Raw genomic sequence first — 17594 nt, 5'->3', positions numbered from 1 at the left:
CTATTTCTTCCGTGACCTGAAGACTGACGATTCAGGCACCATCAAACTGGTGCGCAGCCGAAAATTCCGTGGATGTATGTCCTGCCGGCAAGGCTCCGTTACCGGCCTGCCCTGGATCGAGCACGCCTTGCTGGATCAACACGTCACTCATTGTGGTGAAGCGGAAGTGATCAATCAGCCGTTGCAAGCGGTCCTGGCACACATCAAGGTTGTTGTAGTGGCGGAAACGGGAAAACCACTTTACGTCCAGACGCGGCTGGCCCGGGTCAACCTCCCAAGGGTGCAGGTAAAACACAAACGGCTGGCCCTGGCGATTAATCTGCCCCAAGCCCCACTGACTGAACCAGTATGGGAACAAACGAAAGTAGCCACCGCCAGCAATGGGCAGGGTATAGCCCGGCAACTTAAGTGTTGTTAAGGGAAACTCGGCGAGTTCATGACCATTATCGGTCTTGAGACGGTGGGGCCAACGGGGGCTACCCGGCATGCCGTACCGATCGTGATGAACCGGAAAAATCGACGAGTCCCAGGTAAAGCCCTCTTCAGCGAGAATATCCAAGGCCCAGCGAGACTGTGCGGTGATCGAATAACTCGCCGCACGATACCCCGCCACCGGTTCACCGATAATGTCTTCGAGAAGATGCTTGGAGCGGCGGGTTTCCTCACGGAAGACCTCGGGGGTTTGGGTATAGATCAGCTGATGGCTGTACCCGTGGCTGGCAATTTCATGACCAGCCTGACGTACCCGCCTGACAAGCGCCCGCGAACGCTCAGCAACCCAACCCAACGTAAAAAACGTCGCTTTGATATCACGTTCGGCGAACATCGCCAGAAGTCGGTCGGTATTCGCTTCAACCCTGTATTCCATGGACGTCCAGTCGTCACGGTCGACCGCCTCGGCAAGCGCAGCGACCTGGAAGTAGTCCTCTACATCAATGGTTAAAGCATTTGCAATTTTTGTCATGGCTTCCCTGGCCTTGAATCAATAATCGGGGCGGGGTCACTCCTTACCGAAAACGGTATTTGAGCCCCAGGAGTATCCAGTGCTCCACATATTCACGCGAAGCCACATCACTGCTACGATCTTCGCGGCCTACACGCATTTGCGCTGTCATGGCCCGGCTTACGTCATACTGCAGCCCAGCCGCAACGGTGACGGTTTGATCATCCGTATCGTCGTCACTGTAGGAATTTTGGTCAAACGAACCGAGCAGATCTCCGCGAAGATGACTGGTCAGTTTCCGGTTGTAACTCGCCTCAAACCCCGAGCTCGTCTCATCATCTCCAGAATCCAGGTAATCGGTAAGATTAAAGAAAACCCCTAACTGGAAAGTATCGCCATTGGAAAGCGCATTGCGATAACCGGCTCGCACAGCGGTAACTTCAATGGCCTCCGTTTCCTGAACGTTAAAAACCAACCCCGAAAACACGAAATCGTAGTCCGACGTCTGGTCGGTCAACTCATGGCTGCCGTTCAGGTAGACACTGGATGACGAGTTCAGCTCACGTTCAAAAAACAGATTCCAGACAAGCCCATCGTTCTCTGTCGTCGATCCTGCGAAGGTGTTCTCGATATTACTGAGGCCCACGGAACCGCTAACGACGGTGGCTACCCACTGCTTATTAAAATTAAGGTTCAGGGTTTCCCGGTCAACCTCTTGACCGGTGTCCATTTCAGCCTGATCAACCTGTACACTGAGCCCACCGGAGAGGGTCGAGCTCAGCAAGTGGTTCCAGGCTGCTGAGCCCACATAGCGTTCACTATCGGTTTCATCAGGCTCATCGTAGTCGGTAGTCTCGTAACGTAGATCGAACGACAGTTGATCCCGGGCGGAAAGCCGCATGATGTACCTGGGACCGGTACTGAAAATATTCTTGCGAGAGGTATTGTCTGGATTATCTCCCCCTCGGGAATCCTGCACGATATCCCTGGTTCGGTTTGAGATATCCCAATAAAGATTATCGAATAATTGGCAATCGCCAAAAATATCGCTATTTACATAGGTCTCTGGGTCGTACGTCTTATCTAGCCAGCGACCGTAACCAAATTTTCCGGCAATCGAACCGTTACAGTAACCAGGGTCGGAGTTGTAGCTCACATTCAGGTTTACCCTGCTTTCCAGATCACTTTCCTCGCCGGTATTCGACTGCCTGACGTTGTCGCTGAAGCGCTCATCAAGACCAACGGATACAGCAATGGGCTCAGCCATAGCCAGCATTGATGCAAACCCTGAAATCACCACTGCAGAACAGGACAAAAGCCTTTTCAGGAGAATCCTTGGCTCACCCGCATTAACCATTGATCACTGCCCCAAGAAATTTGTCTGGATTGAACGACTGCGCAGCCTGCTCTACGGCACCAGGCGTCATTTTTCCGTGAGGTACAACCAGCATCGAATAGTCACAAAGTTCAGCCAGGATCCGGGCATCCGGGCTTTCCTCGACGGATGCCGTGTCAATAACGATGAACCGGTCGGGATAACGTCGGCGAACTGCCTGTATGAATTGCTTCATCCGGAACGAAGTGAAGAACTCCGCCGCGCTTTCTCGCTGGCTTCCGGCAGGTATCATCCGAAGCCTGGGAATACCCGTAGGATAGAGAATCCGGGCGATGTCATACTCCGGATCGTCCAGAAAATCCGTGAGGCCACTGTCGGTTACAATATCAAGCCGCGAATGAATGGTCGGCTCTCGTAAATTGCAGTCGATGATCAAAGCCGTTTTGGCTTGATCGAAGGCGAACGCGGCTGCGAGATTCAGCGCAACGAACGATGAGCCGGAGCCTTCACAGGCACCACTGACCACCAGGGTGAAATTATTGCCACCAGACAGTTCCAGGATCTTGGTTCTGAGACTCCGGAAACGGTTAACCAGTGTTCGGTCCTTCGACTCCGGATAGATAATTCGTCGTTCATCCAGGTCATCATGGGTCAGCCTTCTCGGCTCCTGCATTCGCGAGATCTGTTTGCTGATGACATATTTATCAACAGCACCAGCCCCCAGATCAAACGAACTCGGCACCAGCAAACGAGAATCATCCCATTCGGAATAGGCCACTTTCCGGTCGTCACCCGCAGCTGAAGCCTGCCCCCAATAGGACCCGGTCTGCTCGGTGTTCTCTTTATCAGTGGCGGAATCTTTGACGTCAGACTCGTCCATGGTATCCCGCTTGTCATTCTCTGTACGATGATTTGACTCAGACATCAGAAATACCCGACCCCGCTTGCTACAGCTATCACAATGTAGACTACTGCCGTGACCAAGGAACAGAACACCACCAGGTTGGTCAGGCGGCGATCACGACGTTTTTCAAAGGGCGTACGAACGTAGGGAATTTCAATCAGAACTGGCAACCCGATCTCTTCATCCAATTGCTCTTTTGCCCGGACCCGAGGGTCAATTTGAAGCAGCCCGGCCACCGATCCAAAGGGCGCCAGAATGCCCAGCACCAGGCCTGCCATCGCGAACATTGAGAATTTCGGACCGCTGGGTGACGTTGGATACTGCGCCGCTTCGTTAATACGGAACTTGAGCCCCTGCCCTTCAATATCCAGATGCATAGACACCCGGGCCCTTTCCCTTCGCTTCAGGAGATCATCATAAATCTGGCGATTGACCTGCATGTCCCGGGTTAGCTCAGCATATTCGGCCTTGTTACCCTGGATGCGTTCCATGCGGGCGGTCTGTTGAACCATCAGGCGTTGCAGAGAACTGATCCGTGTGTCGATGGTTTCGATTTCCGTGCGGGCTCTTGCCAGAGACGTCCTTAGCTCCTGATACAGAGGGTTGTCGACGTCATCACTGATCACGGTACCTGCACCACCGTCGGCCATCGCTCTGGTTCGTTGCCGCCGTAATTCTGCGATCTGTTCACGAAGAATCACGATGTCCGGATAGGTATCCAGGTAGCGCAGCCGCAGGGAATCAAGTTGCTCTTCTAGAGACGCAATGCGATCGGCATATTCATCCGCCGTTTGTTCCCGGCGAATGGTCGGGCTGATCTCATTCAGCTGCTGGGCCAGGGACTGCACCCGGGTGACCAACTGCTCCCGTTCCAGCTGGGCCAATTCGATCTGGCCCCGAAGCGTCGCCATGCGGGCATTAGCGTCACCCTCGGTGCCATCAACATTCTCCGAAAGAAACACCTGCAGCCGTCGCTCTACTTCCGCCAGCTGCCGCTCGTAACTCTTCACCTGATTGTCGATAAAGTCATATGCACTGCGACTTTCCGACCGTTTGCGGTCATTGCTTTCTTCGATAAACAGTTGCGCCAGTTTCTGGGCTACCCGAAAGGCCTCCATCTGGGAGGTCGACTCATAGCCAATACTGAAATAATTCCCACCTCTGGGTTGCACATATAACCCCGAACGCAATGCCCCGATACGGCGATCCATGGTCTCCGGCGACACCTGACCGGAATCGGAAAAAATGTCCCGGTCCTCCGCCGCCGCTTCGAGGACCTTTCGAGTCAGTAACATCTCACGGGCGGCAGACGTTGTATCTGAAACCTCGGTCGTAACTGCACTCCCTTCCATCAACGGCTGGATTATGTTGCTGTCGTCAACAAAGATCACAACCTCGGATTTGTATTTATAAGGCCACACAAAACCGAGCCCGAGTACGGTAAAACTGATGACCAGAAACATCAGGAAAGCCGTCCATTTCCTTTCACGGACTTCCCGGAGGATCTCAACTGGCAACTGTGACAACGGAAGCGCCATAAGCTCTCACTTAAATCCTGTACAACAACCTGTACGAGCACGCGTACAATTCATAGGAATCAGCGATTCAAGCCAACTCAGAAGCTACGCTCCGGAACTGACAGAATATCTCCTGGACGCATGGCATAGTTGGTCTTGATATCGCCGCGCTCCAGAATATCTTCAAGCCGCACTGGAATGGCAACGACCTCGTCCCCCATCGGCCGGTACAGCATGGCATCATTCAAAGACGCAAACGCATTGGCCGCGCCGGCACTGAGGAACAGATCAAGAACGGTCATACCGGATCGATGCGGAACCGAAATTGGCGACTGCACCGCTCCTGTCACACGAACCCGGTCGGTAAACTCGTGGCTACCCATGGCAGTTACAACCACACTGACCTGTGGCTCGCGAATATATTGGGAAAGCCCGCCTTTGATGTCATAGGCAAGTAGCTCGGGAGTTTTGTTACCTGCTGCGACATCACCAATTAACGGCACGGAAATCATGCCGTCAGGACGTACAGGAACGGTAATGCTGAGTTCAGGATTTCGCCAGACTGAAACCTTCACGACGTCGGTCGGTCCCAGGACGTAACGCTCAACACTGGTGTCCGTATTCAGGGCAAGTGCCCGCCGGATCTTGTCCGGTGACGATGCATTGGGCCCGGTTGCGCACCCAGCCAACACCAACGTAACCAACAGGGACAATACGCCCCCGGCCAGACTCAGTTTCTGCGACATCATGCGTCCCCTTCCTGTCTCCATGTCATTTACCCTTGGTAATACGTTCAGCGATGGATCAACGCGATCCCTTCTTGAACAGCACCACTTCAACTGTTTGAATAATAACTAAAAGATCCAGCAGCAGACTCTGGTTCTTAATGTAGTATAGGTCGTATCGCAATTTTTCTCGGCTATCTTCCTCATTATCCGCATAAGCGAAGCAGAGTTGGGCCCATCCTGTAATTCCCGGCTTGACCCTGTGTCTTTCATTGTAGAAAGGAATGGAATCCGCCAGCTTCTCGACAAATACCGGGCGCTCCGGCCGTGGACCTACGAACGCCATGGTACCGTTGAGAACATTAAAGATCTGAGGCAGTTCATCGATACGAACCTTCCGGATAAACGCCCCGACTCTGGTCACCCGGTTATCATTCTTGCTTGCCCAGACCGCACCGTTCTTTTCCGCATCGGTACGCATGGAGCGGAATTTGTGAACCTTGAATGGCCGGCCGTTGAGCCCTACCCGCTCCTGGCTGTACAACACCGGCGCGCGCCAGCCGTCTTCAAGCTTTATCGCAATGATTGTGAGCAACATGAGCGGGAAGGACGCCAGCAGCAGAACGCCCGCCGCCAACAGGTCAATGGCCCGTTTTCCAAAACCCGACACCGAAGACACCGTGAAACCATCGGTAAAGACCAGCCAGCCCCGGGTAATCATTTCGAGGGCAACCTTACGGGACTCTCGTTCATAGAACGTTGCACCATCGACAATTCGAATGCCTTCCATCTTGCACTCAAGAAGGTCTTCCATGGGCAGGCCCTTGCGACGGTCGTCAACCGCTACAACGATTTCACTGACCGGATGAGAAAGCACGTAACGATGCAGTGACGCTCCAGGGTCAACGAGCAGATTTTGGGCTATTTCAACGGGCTCATCGGGAAGCGGAACATAACCTGCAAAGGAAAAACCCTTACGGTTAAAGGGGGTCTGGAGATCTTCAAGCAACTGCCTGGCCCTCACCCCAGCGCCTAATACAAGTACCTTGCGCTTGAACGCATCCTTACCCGCAATGGCAAAAAACAGGGTGCGAACGATACCCAACAGGAAGAAGCCAATGACCGACGACGTTGTCAGGACGCCGGCAGTACCCAGGTACCAGAGCCAGTCGCTGGCGATCAGGTAGGCAATACCAGATAACGGCAAACTGAAGATCAGAGCGAGAATGGTCCGGAGCATCATTCCAGACATGCCTTCCTCAAGCCTGGACTGATGTACGCCAATCGCGATCATCACCAGCAGGTTCATGAGTGAGAAAACAAGCGCAGACGGCATCACGAAGCCAAGGCTTTCGAGAAACAAATCTACTTCGCCGAAATAACGAAAAAAGACCGTAATCGTGAAGGACGCGACCAATACCAGGAAGTCAATCAGTCCCAGTATCACAAACGGAAGGTGAATGTAGTGCCTGAACAATCTGACGTGAGCCACGTCAACTCCTTGTGCTGTCCACACCTAATGATCCGTGCATCCACTGCAACGGAACCAACTCATGGTGTGAGAGATTGTACTGTAATGATTTCAAACTTCAATCAATCACCTCCTAACTATCCAGCACAAGCAGGCGTAAAAAATACTGACAGCAGAGCCCTGAATGTATCAGGGCTCTGACAGTTTGTGCCGATACAAATCAGGCACGTTTCCTGCGGCGCGTCAGTCCCAGGCCAGCCAGCCCCAGACCCATCAGCGCAAGGGTGCCCGGCTCGGGAACCTTGCCAATGGTGACGCTGTCAATGCCAAAGCCGTCGTTGTTACTGTTAGCATAGAACACAATATCGCCCAGGCCAGCTTCGTCATACAGGCTGATGTAATAGACCTCACCGTCACCGTTAAACTGACCGAAGATATCGGCAAAGCTGAAGTCGACGCCACCCACCGACATGCGGCCATCGATATCGTTGGGGTCGGTGATGTAGAAGCCAATGGCGTTGACGCCGTCAGCAACAGTCAGTGTCATTACTTCGGAATCAAAGCTGTCCAGCCACTGATTATTACCGGCCTCGTCCGGGGCCGCGAAGCGCCCGTTAAACGGAGACGTAACATCGCTCAGAACAGCCACTCCGTCCGCACAGTTTGGCGCGCACAGCGAGTTAACCGGATCGCCACCCGCTACAGTCTGGGTGAACACGCCCACCGCCGTTACCAATGAATTCTGCTGAAGGCCGTCGGCGAACCCCTCGAAACCCTCCTTGATGATTGAATCGCCCTGCAGGTAAGACAAAAACTGGGCTTCCGCCGCTTCCGTGGCGGCACTACCTTCTTCACTGATGTTCAGGATCGGAGCGGCCTCGGCAACAGATACAGCTCCCATCACTGACAAAGCCACGCCAAGAGTCCTTCCTGACAATTTTCCCTTAAACATGTTCTGCTCCTTAAAATAAGTGCGGTCCTGAGTTCGTTCACTCGCACTCACCAATAAGCAATAGCCGGGCCATCAACTACAGATTGCTGTTTTAATTATACTTTTAAGGATAAAACCCAGATCCGGGAAAACTCAGTCGTAAAATTTATCGACAAAAAAAGCGAAGCCCTGGAGGCTTCGCTTTTTCAGGCACCGGCTGCTATCACGCCTGCCACTAGAACGTATCGCCAGGCACTCTCACCCAACCTTCCATCAGTACTCTCGCACTGCGACTCATCACGGCCTTCGTGGCCGCCCACTGACCGTTGACTTCACACGCTTCGGCCCCCACTCGAAGGGTTCCGGAAGGATGACCGAAACGCACAGCGTTACGTTCACCGCCACCAGCAGCCAGGTTCACTAACGTTCCTGGAATGGCAGCCGCCGTACCAATAGCGACCGCAGCGGTCCCCATCATGGCGTGATGGAGTTTCCCCATCGACAATGCGCGCACCAGCACATCGATATCCGCTGCCATGACCTGCTTGCCACTGGACGACAGGTAATCCCGGGCAGGAGCAACAAACGCCACCTTGGGCGTGTGCTGACGGCTCGCAGCCTCTTCGAGACTCGTGATCAGCCCCATCTTCAAGGCTCCGTGGGCACGAATGGTTTCAAAGCGGGCCAGGGCCTCCGGATCACCGTTGATGGCTTCCTGCAGTTCGGTGCCGTTGTAACCAATTTCCTCTGCATTCAGGAAAATGGTCGGGATACCGGCATTGATCATGGTGGCTTTCAAGGTTCCCACGCCGGGAACGTCCAGGTCATCGACCAGGTTTCCTGTGGGGAACATCGCGCCTTCGCCATCTGCGGGGTCCATAAACTCAATCTGCACTTCCGCGGCAGGAAAAGTGACGCCATCGAGCTCAAAATCACCGGTTTCCTGGACTTCGCCATTGGTCACCGGAATATGTGCCACGATGGTTTTCCGGATATTTGCCTGCCAAATCCGGACAACGCAGATGCCGTTTTCCGGAATACGGTCCGCAGCTACAAAGCCGCTATTAATAGCGAAGGCACCCACGGCTGCTGTCAGGTTGCCACAGTTACCACTCCAGTCGACAAAGGGCTTGTCGATGGCCACCTGACCAAAGAGGTAGTCAACGTCATGGTCTGGCTGGGAACTTGCCGACAGGATGACCGTTTTGCTGGTACTGGAGGTCGCGTTGCCCATCCCGTCAATCTGCTTGCCATAGGGATCAGGGCTACCAATCACCCGCAGGAGGATAGCATCCCTGGCTGCGCCGGGAACCTGCGCGGCTTCGGGGAGATCCTGCAGACGAAAGAACACACCTTTGCTGGTGCCACCACGCATGTACGTGGCGGGAATCTTGATCTGTGGCGCATGGGGCATAGTTGCCTTCCTTTTGATAAATGACACGTTACGGACATAGATCGGCCCCTGCCCCGAGAACGGAACAAGGGCCAGACAGGAGGTAACTCTTGCCTTAGCTTGCGGTCGCCATGAATTCCTTGGCGAATTTCTGCAGGATTCCGCCCGCAGAATAGACCGAAACCTCTTCGGCTGTGTCGAGACGACAGGTCACAGGAACCCGCTCTACCTCACCGCTCTGACGATGGATGACAAGCGTCAGAGTGCTCCGTGGTGCCGGCTCACCTTCAACGTCAAAGATTTCCGTGCCGTCGAGGCCAAGGGTATTACGGGTGGTACCTTCCTCAAACTGAAGCGGCATGACACCCATGCCGATCAGATTGGTACGGTGGATACGCTCGAAGCCTTCGGCCACGATGGTCTCGACACCGGCCAGCGCAACACCTTTGGCCGCCCAGTCGCGGGACGAGCCCTGACCATAGTCCGCACCTGCAATTACGATCAGCGGCTGTTTGCGCTCCATGTAGGTTTCAATGGCTTCCCACATACGCATCACTTTGCCTTCCGGCTCCACCCGTGCCAGGGATCCCTGCTTCACATTGCCCTGCTCGTCTTTCACCATCTCATTAAACAGTTTCGGATTGGCCAGGGTCGCACGCTGGGCGGTCAGATGATCGCCACGGTGGGTTGCGTAGGAGTTAAAATCTTCCTCTGGCAGCCCCATCTTGTGCAGATAGGCACCCGCAGCGCTGTCCAGCAGGATCGCATTGGATGGAGACAGGTGATCGGTGGTGATGTTGTCCGGCAGTATCGCCAGCGGACGCATCCCCTTGAGTTCACGTTTCTTCGCCATGTTGCCTTCCCAATAGGGCGGACGGCGGATATAGGTGGACATCGGACGCCAATCATAGAGCGGGTTGCCCTTGGTCTCGTCCTTGTTAGTGACGTCAAACATCGGGATATAGGTCTGACGGAATTGCTCAGGCTTCACGCTGGCCTTGACGATAGCATCGATTTCTTCGTCACTCGGCCAGATGTCTTTCAGGGTGATGGCATTGCCATCCTGATCGTAACCAAGTGCATCCTTCTCGATATCAAAGCGCATGGTGCCCGCAATGGCATAGGCCACAACCAGTGGGGGCGATGCGAGGAAGGCCTGCTTGGCGTAAGGGTGAATACGACCATCGAAGTTCCGGTTCCCGGACAGCACGGCAGTCGCGTACAGGTCGCGGTCAATCACCTCTTTCTGGATCTTCGGGTCCAGAGCGCCAGACATGCCGTTGCAGGTCGTACAGGCGAATGCAACCACATCAAAGCCCAACTGCTGCAGTTCTGGTAACAGGTTGGCTTCTTCCAGGTACATTTTTACGGTCTTGGAACCGGGGGCCAGGGAGGACTTTACCCAAGGCTTACGCGCCAGACCAAGTTTGTTCGCATTGCGGGCAATCAGGCCCGCCGCGATCATGTTGCGCGGGTTGCTGGTGTTGGTGCAGCTGGTGATCGCCGCAATGATGACGGCACCATCCGGCATTTCACCTTCTTTCTCTTCCCATGCCTTGGCAATGCCGCGGTTGTGCAGCTCAGATACTGGCAACAGAGCATGAGGGTTGGAAGGACCAGCAAGGTTACGGCCAACGGTCGACATATCAAACGTGAGAACACGCTCGTACTCAACATTCTTGAAGCTGTCTGCCCACAGGCCGGTTTCCTTCGCAAATGTCTCCACCAGAGCCACCTGTTCGTCTTCACGACCGGTCAGCTTCAGGTAGTCGATGGTCTGGTTATCGATGAAAAACATGCCAGCGGTCGCACCGTATTCCGGCGTCATGTTGGCAATGGTCGCACGATCACCGACTGACAGGCTGTTCGCGCCTTCACCGAAGAACTCCAGGTAGGCACCCACCACGCGCTCACGGCGCAGGAATTCGGTCAATGCCAGCACCAGGTCGGTACCGGTGATGCCCGGATGGAGCTTGCCCGTCAGCTCAACACCGACAATGTCCGGCAAACGCATCATGGACGGGTTTCCGAGCATGACGTTTTCGGCCTCAAGCCCCCCTACGCCCACAGAAATTACCCCAAGGGCATCGACCATCGGGGTATGACTGTCAGTACCGACACAGGTATCCGGGAACGCCACACCGTCACGCACCTGAACCACCGGAGACATCTTCTCCAGGTTGATCTGGTGCATGATGCCGTTGCCCGGAGGAATCACGTCAACGTTATCAAACGCAGTCTTGGTCCAGTTGATGAAGTGGAAGCGATCGGCATTACGACGCTCTTCCACGTCGCGGTTCTTCTGGAAGGCATCCTTCTCAAAGCCGGGGTGTTCAACAGCCAGTGAGTGATCCACAATCAGCTGGGTCGGAACCACCGGGTTAACCTGCGCAGGATCGCCCCCCTGCTCGGCAATCGCATCACGCAGGCCTGCAAGGTCGACCAGTGCGGTCTGACCAAGGATGTCGTGGCACACCACCCGGGCCGGGTACCAGGGAAAGTCGAGTTCACGCTTGCGCTCAATCAGCTGTTTGAGCGAATCCGTCAGTGCTTCAGGCTCGCACCGGCGCACCAACTGCTCAGCCAGGATTCGGGACGTGTACGGAAGTTTGTCATAGGCTCCGGGCTGGATCGCATCGACGGCCGCACGGGTGTCGAAGTATTCCAGATCGGTACCAGCCAGTGATTTACGATAATCGGTGTTCATGGCTAGGGGGCTCTCTCAATCTCAGGGGCTCGTTCCGGAAAGCCGGTCACACCGGCCTTCCTTCAGCTCAATTTTTTGATCCGCGATCAATCAACGCTCAGCGATGGGTACAACGCTGCGGGGCTCAGCACCCACATATTCGGCGCTTGGGCGGATGATGCGGTTATCTGCACGCTGCTCCATCACATGAGCGGCCCATCCAGTCAGACGGCTGCAGACGAAAATCGGCGTGAACAGTTTGGTCGGGATACCCATGTAGTTGTAGGCAGAGGCGTGGAAGAAGTCGGCATTACAGAACAGCTTTTTCTCTCGCCACATGACCGCTTCACAACGCACGGAAATGTCGTACAGCTGGGCGTCGCCTTTTTCAGCCGCAAGCTTCTCGGACCACACCTTGATGATTTCGTTACGGGGGTCGGATTCGCTGTAGATGGCATGGCCAAAGCCCATGATCTTTTCTTTCCGCTCAAGCATGCCCATCAGGGATTCTTCAGCATGCTCAGGATCCTTCATGCCCTCGATCAGTTCCATCGCAGCCTCGTTCGCGCCGCCGTGCAGCGGGCCACGCAGGGAGCCGATGGCGCCGGTAATGCAGGAGTGGATATCACTCAGGGTTGACGCACAGACGCGGGCAGTAAAGGTCGACGCGTTGAACTCATGCTCAGCGTAGAGAATCAGAGAAACGTTCATTACCCGCTCATGCAGCTCGCTGGGCTTTTCCCCGTGCAGCAGATGCAGGAAATGGGCACCGATGGTGTCGTCGTCAGTCTCGGTCTCGATACGAACACCGTCGTGAGAGAAACGGTACCAGTAGTTGATGATGCCCGGGAAAGCCGCCAGCATCCGGTCGGTGGCGTCCTGTTGCTGATCGAAGCTTTCCTCGGTTTCCAGGTTGCCCAGCATGGAGCAGCCGGTGCGGATCACATCCATCGGATGCGCAGAGGCAGGAATGCGCTCAAGAACATCTTTCAGCGCCTGAGGCAGGCCACGAAGTCCTTTCAGCTTGCTCTGATAGGCCGTCAGCTGTTCCTGGTTCGGCAATTCGCCCTTGAGAATGAGGTAGGCCACTTCCTCGAAGATGCAGTTGTTTGCAAGATCCTTGACGTCGTAACCACGGTAGGTCAATCCGGAACCGCTTTTGCCGACAGTTGAAAGTGCGGTCTTGCCAGCTACCTGACCACGCAGGCCAGCACCACTCAGTTGTTTTGCCATTGCTCTAGACTCCTCTTCTGGACGGGCGACCCGGCGTCCGGCGCCCGCCATGGAATGGGTTTTGGATTGTCGCGTTACTTACTTGTTCTTGCCTTCGGCGAACAGTGCATCCAGCTTCTGCTCGAAGTCGTGGTAATTGAGGTAATCGTACAGATCCATACGGGTCTGCATCATGTCCACGACCTTCTTCTGGTCACCTTCTTCAAGGATGCTCTTATACACGGTTTCCGCAGCCTTGTTCATCGCCCGGAAGGCGCTCAGCGGGTAGAGCACCATCGCAGCTCCCCACTCGCCCAGCTGCTCGCGGTTCCAAAGTTCGGTCTGGCCGAACTCGGTGATGTTGGCAAGAATGGGCACATCAAGGGCCTCAGCAAAAGCGCGGTAATGCTCTTCGGTCTTGATTGCCTCGGCAAAGATGCCGTCAGCGCCGGCGGCTACACAGGCCTGCGCACGCTCGATTGCAGCCTCGAGTCCTTCCTGGGCAAAGGCGTCAGTCCGGGCCATGATAAAGAAGTTTTCATCAGTACGGGCGTCAACCGCCGCCTTGATGCGATCCACCATTTCCGCCTCGGAAACGATTTCCTTGTTGGGGCGGTGACCACAGCGCTTCTGGGCAACCTGGTCTTCAATGTGAACGGCAGCGGCTCCCGCCTTTTCCATCTGCTGGATGGTACGGGCAATATTGAACGCCCCACCCCATCCGGTATCAATGTCCACCAGCAGCGGCACCGAGGATGCAGAGGTAATACGACGAACGTCTTCTACTACGTCATTCAGGCTGGTCATACCAAGGTCAGGCAGTCCGTAGGAGGCATTAGCGACGCCACCGCCTGACAGATAGATGGCCTGGTGACCAATACGTTCTGCCATCATGGCGGCATAGGCGTTGATGGTTCCAACAATCTGCAGGGGCTTGTTCTCTTCGAGGGCCTTCCGGAAACGGGCGCCCGGCGACAAGATGGCTGACATATTCAAACTCCTTAGCCTGATGGCTTTTGTAAGTTGTTTAATTTCAGAAGGTTAAAAGGCCTTCTTGAAACTTTTTCTCTATATTGCAGCGCGCAGCATTGATGTGCCGCTTCATAAGAAATTCCGCCAGTTCGCCATCGCGACGGGCAATGGCTTCGACAATACGGCGATGTTCTTCCAACGCCATGTGCGGCCGGCCGGCTGAGGTACTGAGACGATAACGATACATCCGGACCATGTAGTACAGATCACCGAGCAGCATTTGGGCAAGTTTGGTGTTCCGGCTTCCGGTGGCAATCCGGTGATGGAAATCATAATCACCCTCAGCCTGATAGTAGGCCTGCCCCTTGGCTTGTTCGATCAGGTGTTCGTGACTGTCCAGCGTCGACTGAAGCGCCCGGATTTCGTCCTCCGGCATACGTTCGGCGGCCTGTCGCGCCGCCAGCCCCTCCATGACCTCGCGGATACGGTAAAGCTCGAGTAATTCTTCCGCACTGACAGACACAACCTTCACACCCGCATGAGGCCGTCTGACCAGCAATCCACGGGATTCCAGGCGCCCCAGCGCCTCCCTCAGGGGCCCCCTGGTCAGGTCAAAGCGGGCACACAGCTCAACTTCGCCAATCTTCTCACCGGGCGCGAGCTCTCCTTTGACAATGGCCGTTTGCAGACAATCAAAGGCCTCATCAGCACGGGTCATCACAGAAACAGGAACGTCAGCCATGGTTTGTCAACAATAATGGGTTGAATTGTACGAAAACTACGCCCCTAAGCTTAAATTGTCAACAATCCAAACCTTAAATCCGGGACGAATTGCAGACAATCCAACACCGCCCAGAGAGCCACCTTGCCTGTCGCCGTTCCACAGGCCTCTCAAGTCCGCTAAACTCCGAACCCATACGCTTACAGACCTTCTATGAATAAGGACGTCAAGATGATCAAGAAATGCCTTTTCCCCGTCGCCGGTTATGGCACCCGATTCCTTCCTGCAACCAAAGCCATGCCCAAGGAAATCCTGCCAATTGTCAACAAACCCCTGGTGCAATACGGGGTGGAAGAAGCATCCGATGCGGGAATTAACCAGTTTGGTTTCGTGACCGGACGGGGCAAGCGGGCCATCGAGGATCACTTTGACATCAGCTATGAACTGGAACACCAGATTGCCGGCTCAGGTAAGGAAAACCTGCTCACGTCGATCCGGGATCTGATCAATAACAACAGCTTTGCCTTTACCCGCCAGAATGAAATGAAAGGTCTTGGCCATGCCATTCTTACCGGCCGTAACCTCATTGGCGACAATCCGTTTGCCGTTGTACTTGCTGACGATTTTTGTGTGGCGGATGGCGAAGAAGATGGTGTCCTCACCCAGATGGTGAAGCTCTACAATCAATTCCGCTGTTCAATTGTCGCCATCGAAGAAGTCCCGGAAGATGAGACTCACAAGTACGGCGTGATCGCTGGCGAGTCGATGAAAGACGGGCTGTACCGGATTACAGATATGGTCGAAAAACCGGCTCCCGAGGACGCGCCGAGCAACCTGGCGATTATCGGTCGCTACATCCTGACTCCGGATATTTTCGACATTATTGAGCGGACGCCACCGGGTAAGAACGGCGAAGTCCAGATCACCGACGCCCTGCTGGAGCAGGCCAAGAACGGCTGTGTTCTGGCTTATAAATTCAAGGGCAAGCGGTTCGATTGCGGAAGCATCGACGGTTTTGTCCAGGCCACCAACTACGTCTACGAAAACATCTACAAGAACGAAAAGTAAGCCCGTCAACACAGGGCGGAGCCCAGCCCGCCCTGTATCGCTCTCCGTAGCCGCTATTCGCCAAGCAACTGAAGTATCATCTGGCGATTGTCCGCCGTAGTCTTGCGAAACCGCTTCAACAATTCCAGCTCCTGCTCGGTCAGCTGAACGTTCTGCAACGCCTGCTCCAGCTCCTCCAGCACCCGGTTAAGATCCCCGCCGTTACTAAAGGCCAATCCCGGCAGTTCCATCTGCCCCTCGTCGACCTGACTTCCAAAGTCCAGCAGGGTTTCCAGGGGTGTTTCCGTACACACACACAGATCCATCAACTCGGCCACCGCGGGAAACCCGCGCTGTCTGGGGTCGGCACTTTCCCATGCCAATACCTCGCGTTCCTCTACTCCACACAGTTCGGCGAGTTCCGCGGTCGACAACGACAGTCGTTCGCGGACACCCCTGAGCCGCCGGTTAAAAGACTCCATATAACGCATGGTTCAGTTACCCTCTAAACAGTTAGCCAGACGGAACACCCAGACATTACATCCGAGAATCAGCGATTTGACAAACCCGGCGTGGAATTAACTCCACCCGGGACCAACGCCACCCTACCCGTGATATGCTCAGCGATCGATAAGGTACCTATCAATCCAAGAGCTACGCCGATGGCCGTTTCAGATACTCATAAATCAGACCTATTGCTGGTCGGTGTCACTCTACTGGCAGCCATCAGCTGGATGTTTTCCAAGGAAGCGGTGCTGCTGATGCCGCCCCTGCTGTTCATGGCGCTACGATTCCTCATTGCCGGAGCCATACTGGCCTTCGCGGCCACCTCATCATTACGCCGCCTGAACCGAGCCCAGATCCGTCGCGGAATCAACGTGGGCATTGTCTTTGGCATCGCCATGAGCTGCTGGATCATGGGCCTTTTCTACGGCAATCACCTGGGCGAAGGTGCGTTTCTTACCAGCCTCGGTGTCGTACTGGTACCGATTGTCGATCGGCTGGTGTTTCGCCAGCACCAACCGCTCAGCACATGGATGGCTATCCCTATCGCGGTTGGCGGTCTCGCGTGCCTTTCTCTTGAAAATGGATTCCGCATTGAAGCCGGGCAAATATTCTTTGTACTGGCTGCCTGTATTTTTGCGCTGTTCTTCCTTATGAACACCCGAGCGGCTAACACCCGTAGTGAGCGCCAGCCCGACGGTACTCACAAAACCATATCCCCCATCCCAGCCCTCCCCCTCAGCGCCATTTCGTTGCTTACGGTTGGCACCTTCGCGCTGATTGAATCTTTTGCTCTTGAGCCGTGGCAAGCAACCGTGAACAACGCCAGCTGGATACTTGGCGGCTGGATACTCGCCAGCGCGATTATTGGTACCGCCGGCCGCTTCTTCCTGCAAACCTATGCCCAAAGCCTGTCCAGCCACAGTCACGGTGTCGTGATTATGGTGCTGGAACCCGTCTGGGTCGCGATTTTTGCCGCCGGATGGTTCGGAGAAACCATGACGACGACGCAACTGGCAGGCTGCGCCCTGATCTTTGCTGCCCTGCTGGTGAATCGTTGGCACACCCTCGGGCGGGCACTAAAAAAATGGTTGGTAAAAAGGGCTTGACCGCACCCACCGCAATCAGCATAATGCGTCCCCGTTGCAGGACACAGGACCATAGCTCAGTTGGTTAGAGCGCTACCTTGACATGGTAGAGGTCCCCAGTTCGAATCTGGGTGGTCCTACCAT

At 54.9% G+C, this 17594-nt stretch carries 15 protein-coding genes and 1 tRNA gene; 3 read left to right on the top strand and 13 right to left on the bottom strand.

From position 1 onward, the window contains the following. Nucleotides 1-31: 31 nt before the first annotated feature. The 12 genes from BLV11_RS05980 to BLV11_RS05925 form a co-directional block, all read right to left on the bottom strand. On the bottom strand, nt 32-964 hold the full coding sequence (locus tag BLV11_RS05980; protein ID WP_091812057.1) for an XrtA system polysaccharide deacetylase: 933 nt from the start codon (nt 962-964) through the stop codon (nt 32-34). A gap of 43 nt (nt 965-1007) precedes the next feature. After that, nucleotides 1008-2219, bottom strand: coding sequence for an outer membrane beta-barrel protein (locus tag BLV11_RS05975; protein ID WP_175528292.1), 1212 nt, complete (start codon nt 2217-2219; stop codon nt 1008-1010). A 73-nt stretch (nt 2220-2292) separates the two neighbouring features. Then, complete coding sequence (locus BLV11_RS05970; RefSeq protein ID WP_245725931.1) at nt 2293-3204, bottom strand: P-loop NTPase family protein; 912 nt, start codon at nt 3202-3204, stop codon at nt 2293-2295. After that, complete coding sequence (locus BLV11_RS05965; RefSeq protein WP_091812055.1) at nt 3204-4721, bottom strand: XrtA system polysaccharide chain length determinant; 1518 nt, start codon at nt 4719-4721, stop codon at nt 3204-3206. The genes BLV11_RS05970 and BLV11_RS05965 overlap by 1 nt, the downstream gene beginning before the upstream one ends. A 77-nt stretch (nt 4722-4798) precedes the next feature. Next, complete coding sequence (locus BLV11_RS05960; RefSeq protein WP_245725930.1) at nt 4799-5449, bottom strand: XrtA/PEP-CTERM system exopolysaccharide export protein; 651 nt, start codon at nt 5447-5449, stop codon at nt 4799-4801. A 55-nt stretch (nt 5450-5504) separates the two neighbouring features. After that, nucleotides 5505-6917 (bottom strand): TIGR03013 family XrtA/PEP-CTERM system glycosyltransferase, encoded by a 1413-nt coding sequence (locus tag BLV11_RS05955; RefSeq protein ID WP_091812054.1) that lies wholly within the window; start codon nt 6915-6917, stop codon nt 5505-5507. A 199-nt stretch (nt 6918-7116) separates the two neighbouring features. After that, nucleotides 7117-7812, bottom strand: a complete 696-nt coding sequence (locus BLV11_RS18400; RefSeq protein WP_245725929.1) for a PEP-CTERM sorting domain-containing protein — start codon at nt 7810-7812, stop codon at nt 7117-7119. Between the two features lie 250 nt (nt 7813-8062). Next, entirely contained in the window at nt 8063-9241 is a 1179-nt protein-coding gene (prpF, locus tag BLV11_RS05945; RefSeq protein ID WP_091812052.1) for a 2-methylaconitate cis-trans isomerase PrpF, read from the bottom strand. Nucleotides 9242-9335: 94 nt separating this feature from the next. Continuing rightward, nucleotides 9336-11927 carry a Fe/S-dependent 2-methylisocitrate dehydratase AcnD gene (acnD, locus tag BLV11_RS05940; RefSeq protein ID WP_091812051.1) on the bottom strand — a complete coding sequence of 864 codons (2592 nt, stop codon included), beginning with the start codon at nt 11925-11927 and terminating at the stop codon, nt 9336-9338. A 90-nt stretch (nt 11928-12017) separates the two neighbouring features. Then, entirely contained in the window at nt 12018-13139 is a 1122-nt protein-coding gene (gene prpC, locus BLV11_RS05935) for a bifunctional 2-methylcitrate synthase/citrate synthase (RefSeq protein ID WP_091812050.1), read from the bottom strand. Nucleotides 13140-13217: 78 nt separating this feature from the next. Then, nucleotides 13218-14108: a methylisocitrate lyase gene (prpB, locus tag BLV11_RS05930; protein WP_245725928.1), complete on the bottom strand. Its 891-nt coding sequence runs from the start codon at nt 14106-14108 to the stop codon at nt 13218-13220. 43 nt (nt 14109-14151) lie between these two features. Continuing rightward, on the bottom strand, nt 14152-14832 hold the full coding sequence (locus BLV11_RS05925; RefSeq protein WP_091812049.1) for a GntR family transcriptional regulator: 681 nt from the start codon (nt 14830-14832) through the stop codon (nt 14152-14154). Nucleotides 14833-15042: 210 nt separating this feature from the next. Between BLV11_RS05925 and galU the strand changes: the two genes are divergently transcribed. Beyond that, complete coding sequence (galU, locus tag BLV11_RS05920; RefSeq protein WP_091812048.1) at nt 15043-15879, top strand: UTP--glucose-1-phosphate uridylyltransferase GalU; 837 nt, start codon at nt 15043-15045, stop codon at nt 15877-15879. 53 nt (nt 15880-15932) lie between these two features. Here the strand turns inward: galU and BLV11_RS05915 are convergent, their stop codons facing one another. Continuing rightward, nucleotides 15933-16349: a transcriptional regulator gene (locus BLV11_RS05915; RefSeq protein ID WP_091812047.1), complete on the bottom strand. Its 417-nt coding sequence runs from the start codon at nt 16347-16349 to the stop codon at nt 15933-15935. A gap of 171 nt (nt 16350-16520) precedes the next feature. Here BLV11_RS05915 and BLV11_RS05910 point away from each other — a divergent pair, with 171 nt between their 5' ends. After that, complete coding sequence (locus BLV11_RS05910; protein WP_091812046.1) at nt 16521-17471, top strand: DMT family transporter; 951 nt, start codon at nt 16521-16523, stop codon at nt 17469-17471. A 45-nt stretch (nt 17472-17516) separates the two neighbouring features. Then, nucleotides 17517-17593, top strand: a tRNA-Val gene (locus BLV11_RS05905). The last annotated feature ends 1 nt before the right edge of the window (nt 17594 follow it).

The organism is Marinobacter mobilis, from assembly GCF_900106945.1.
Taxonomy (GTDB): Bacteria; Pseudomonadota; Gammaproteobacteria; order Pseudomonadales; family Oleiphilaceae; genus Marinobacter; species Marinobacter mobilis.
Note: the sequence above shows the minus strand (reverse complement) of the source record. Positions and strands in the feature narration are given on the sequence as shown.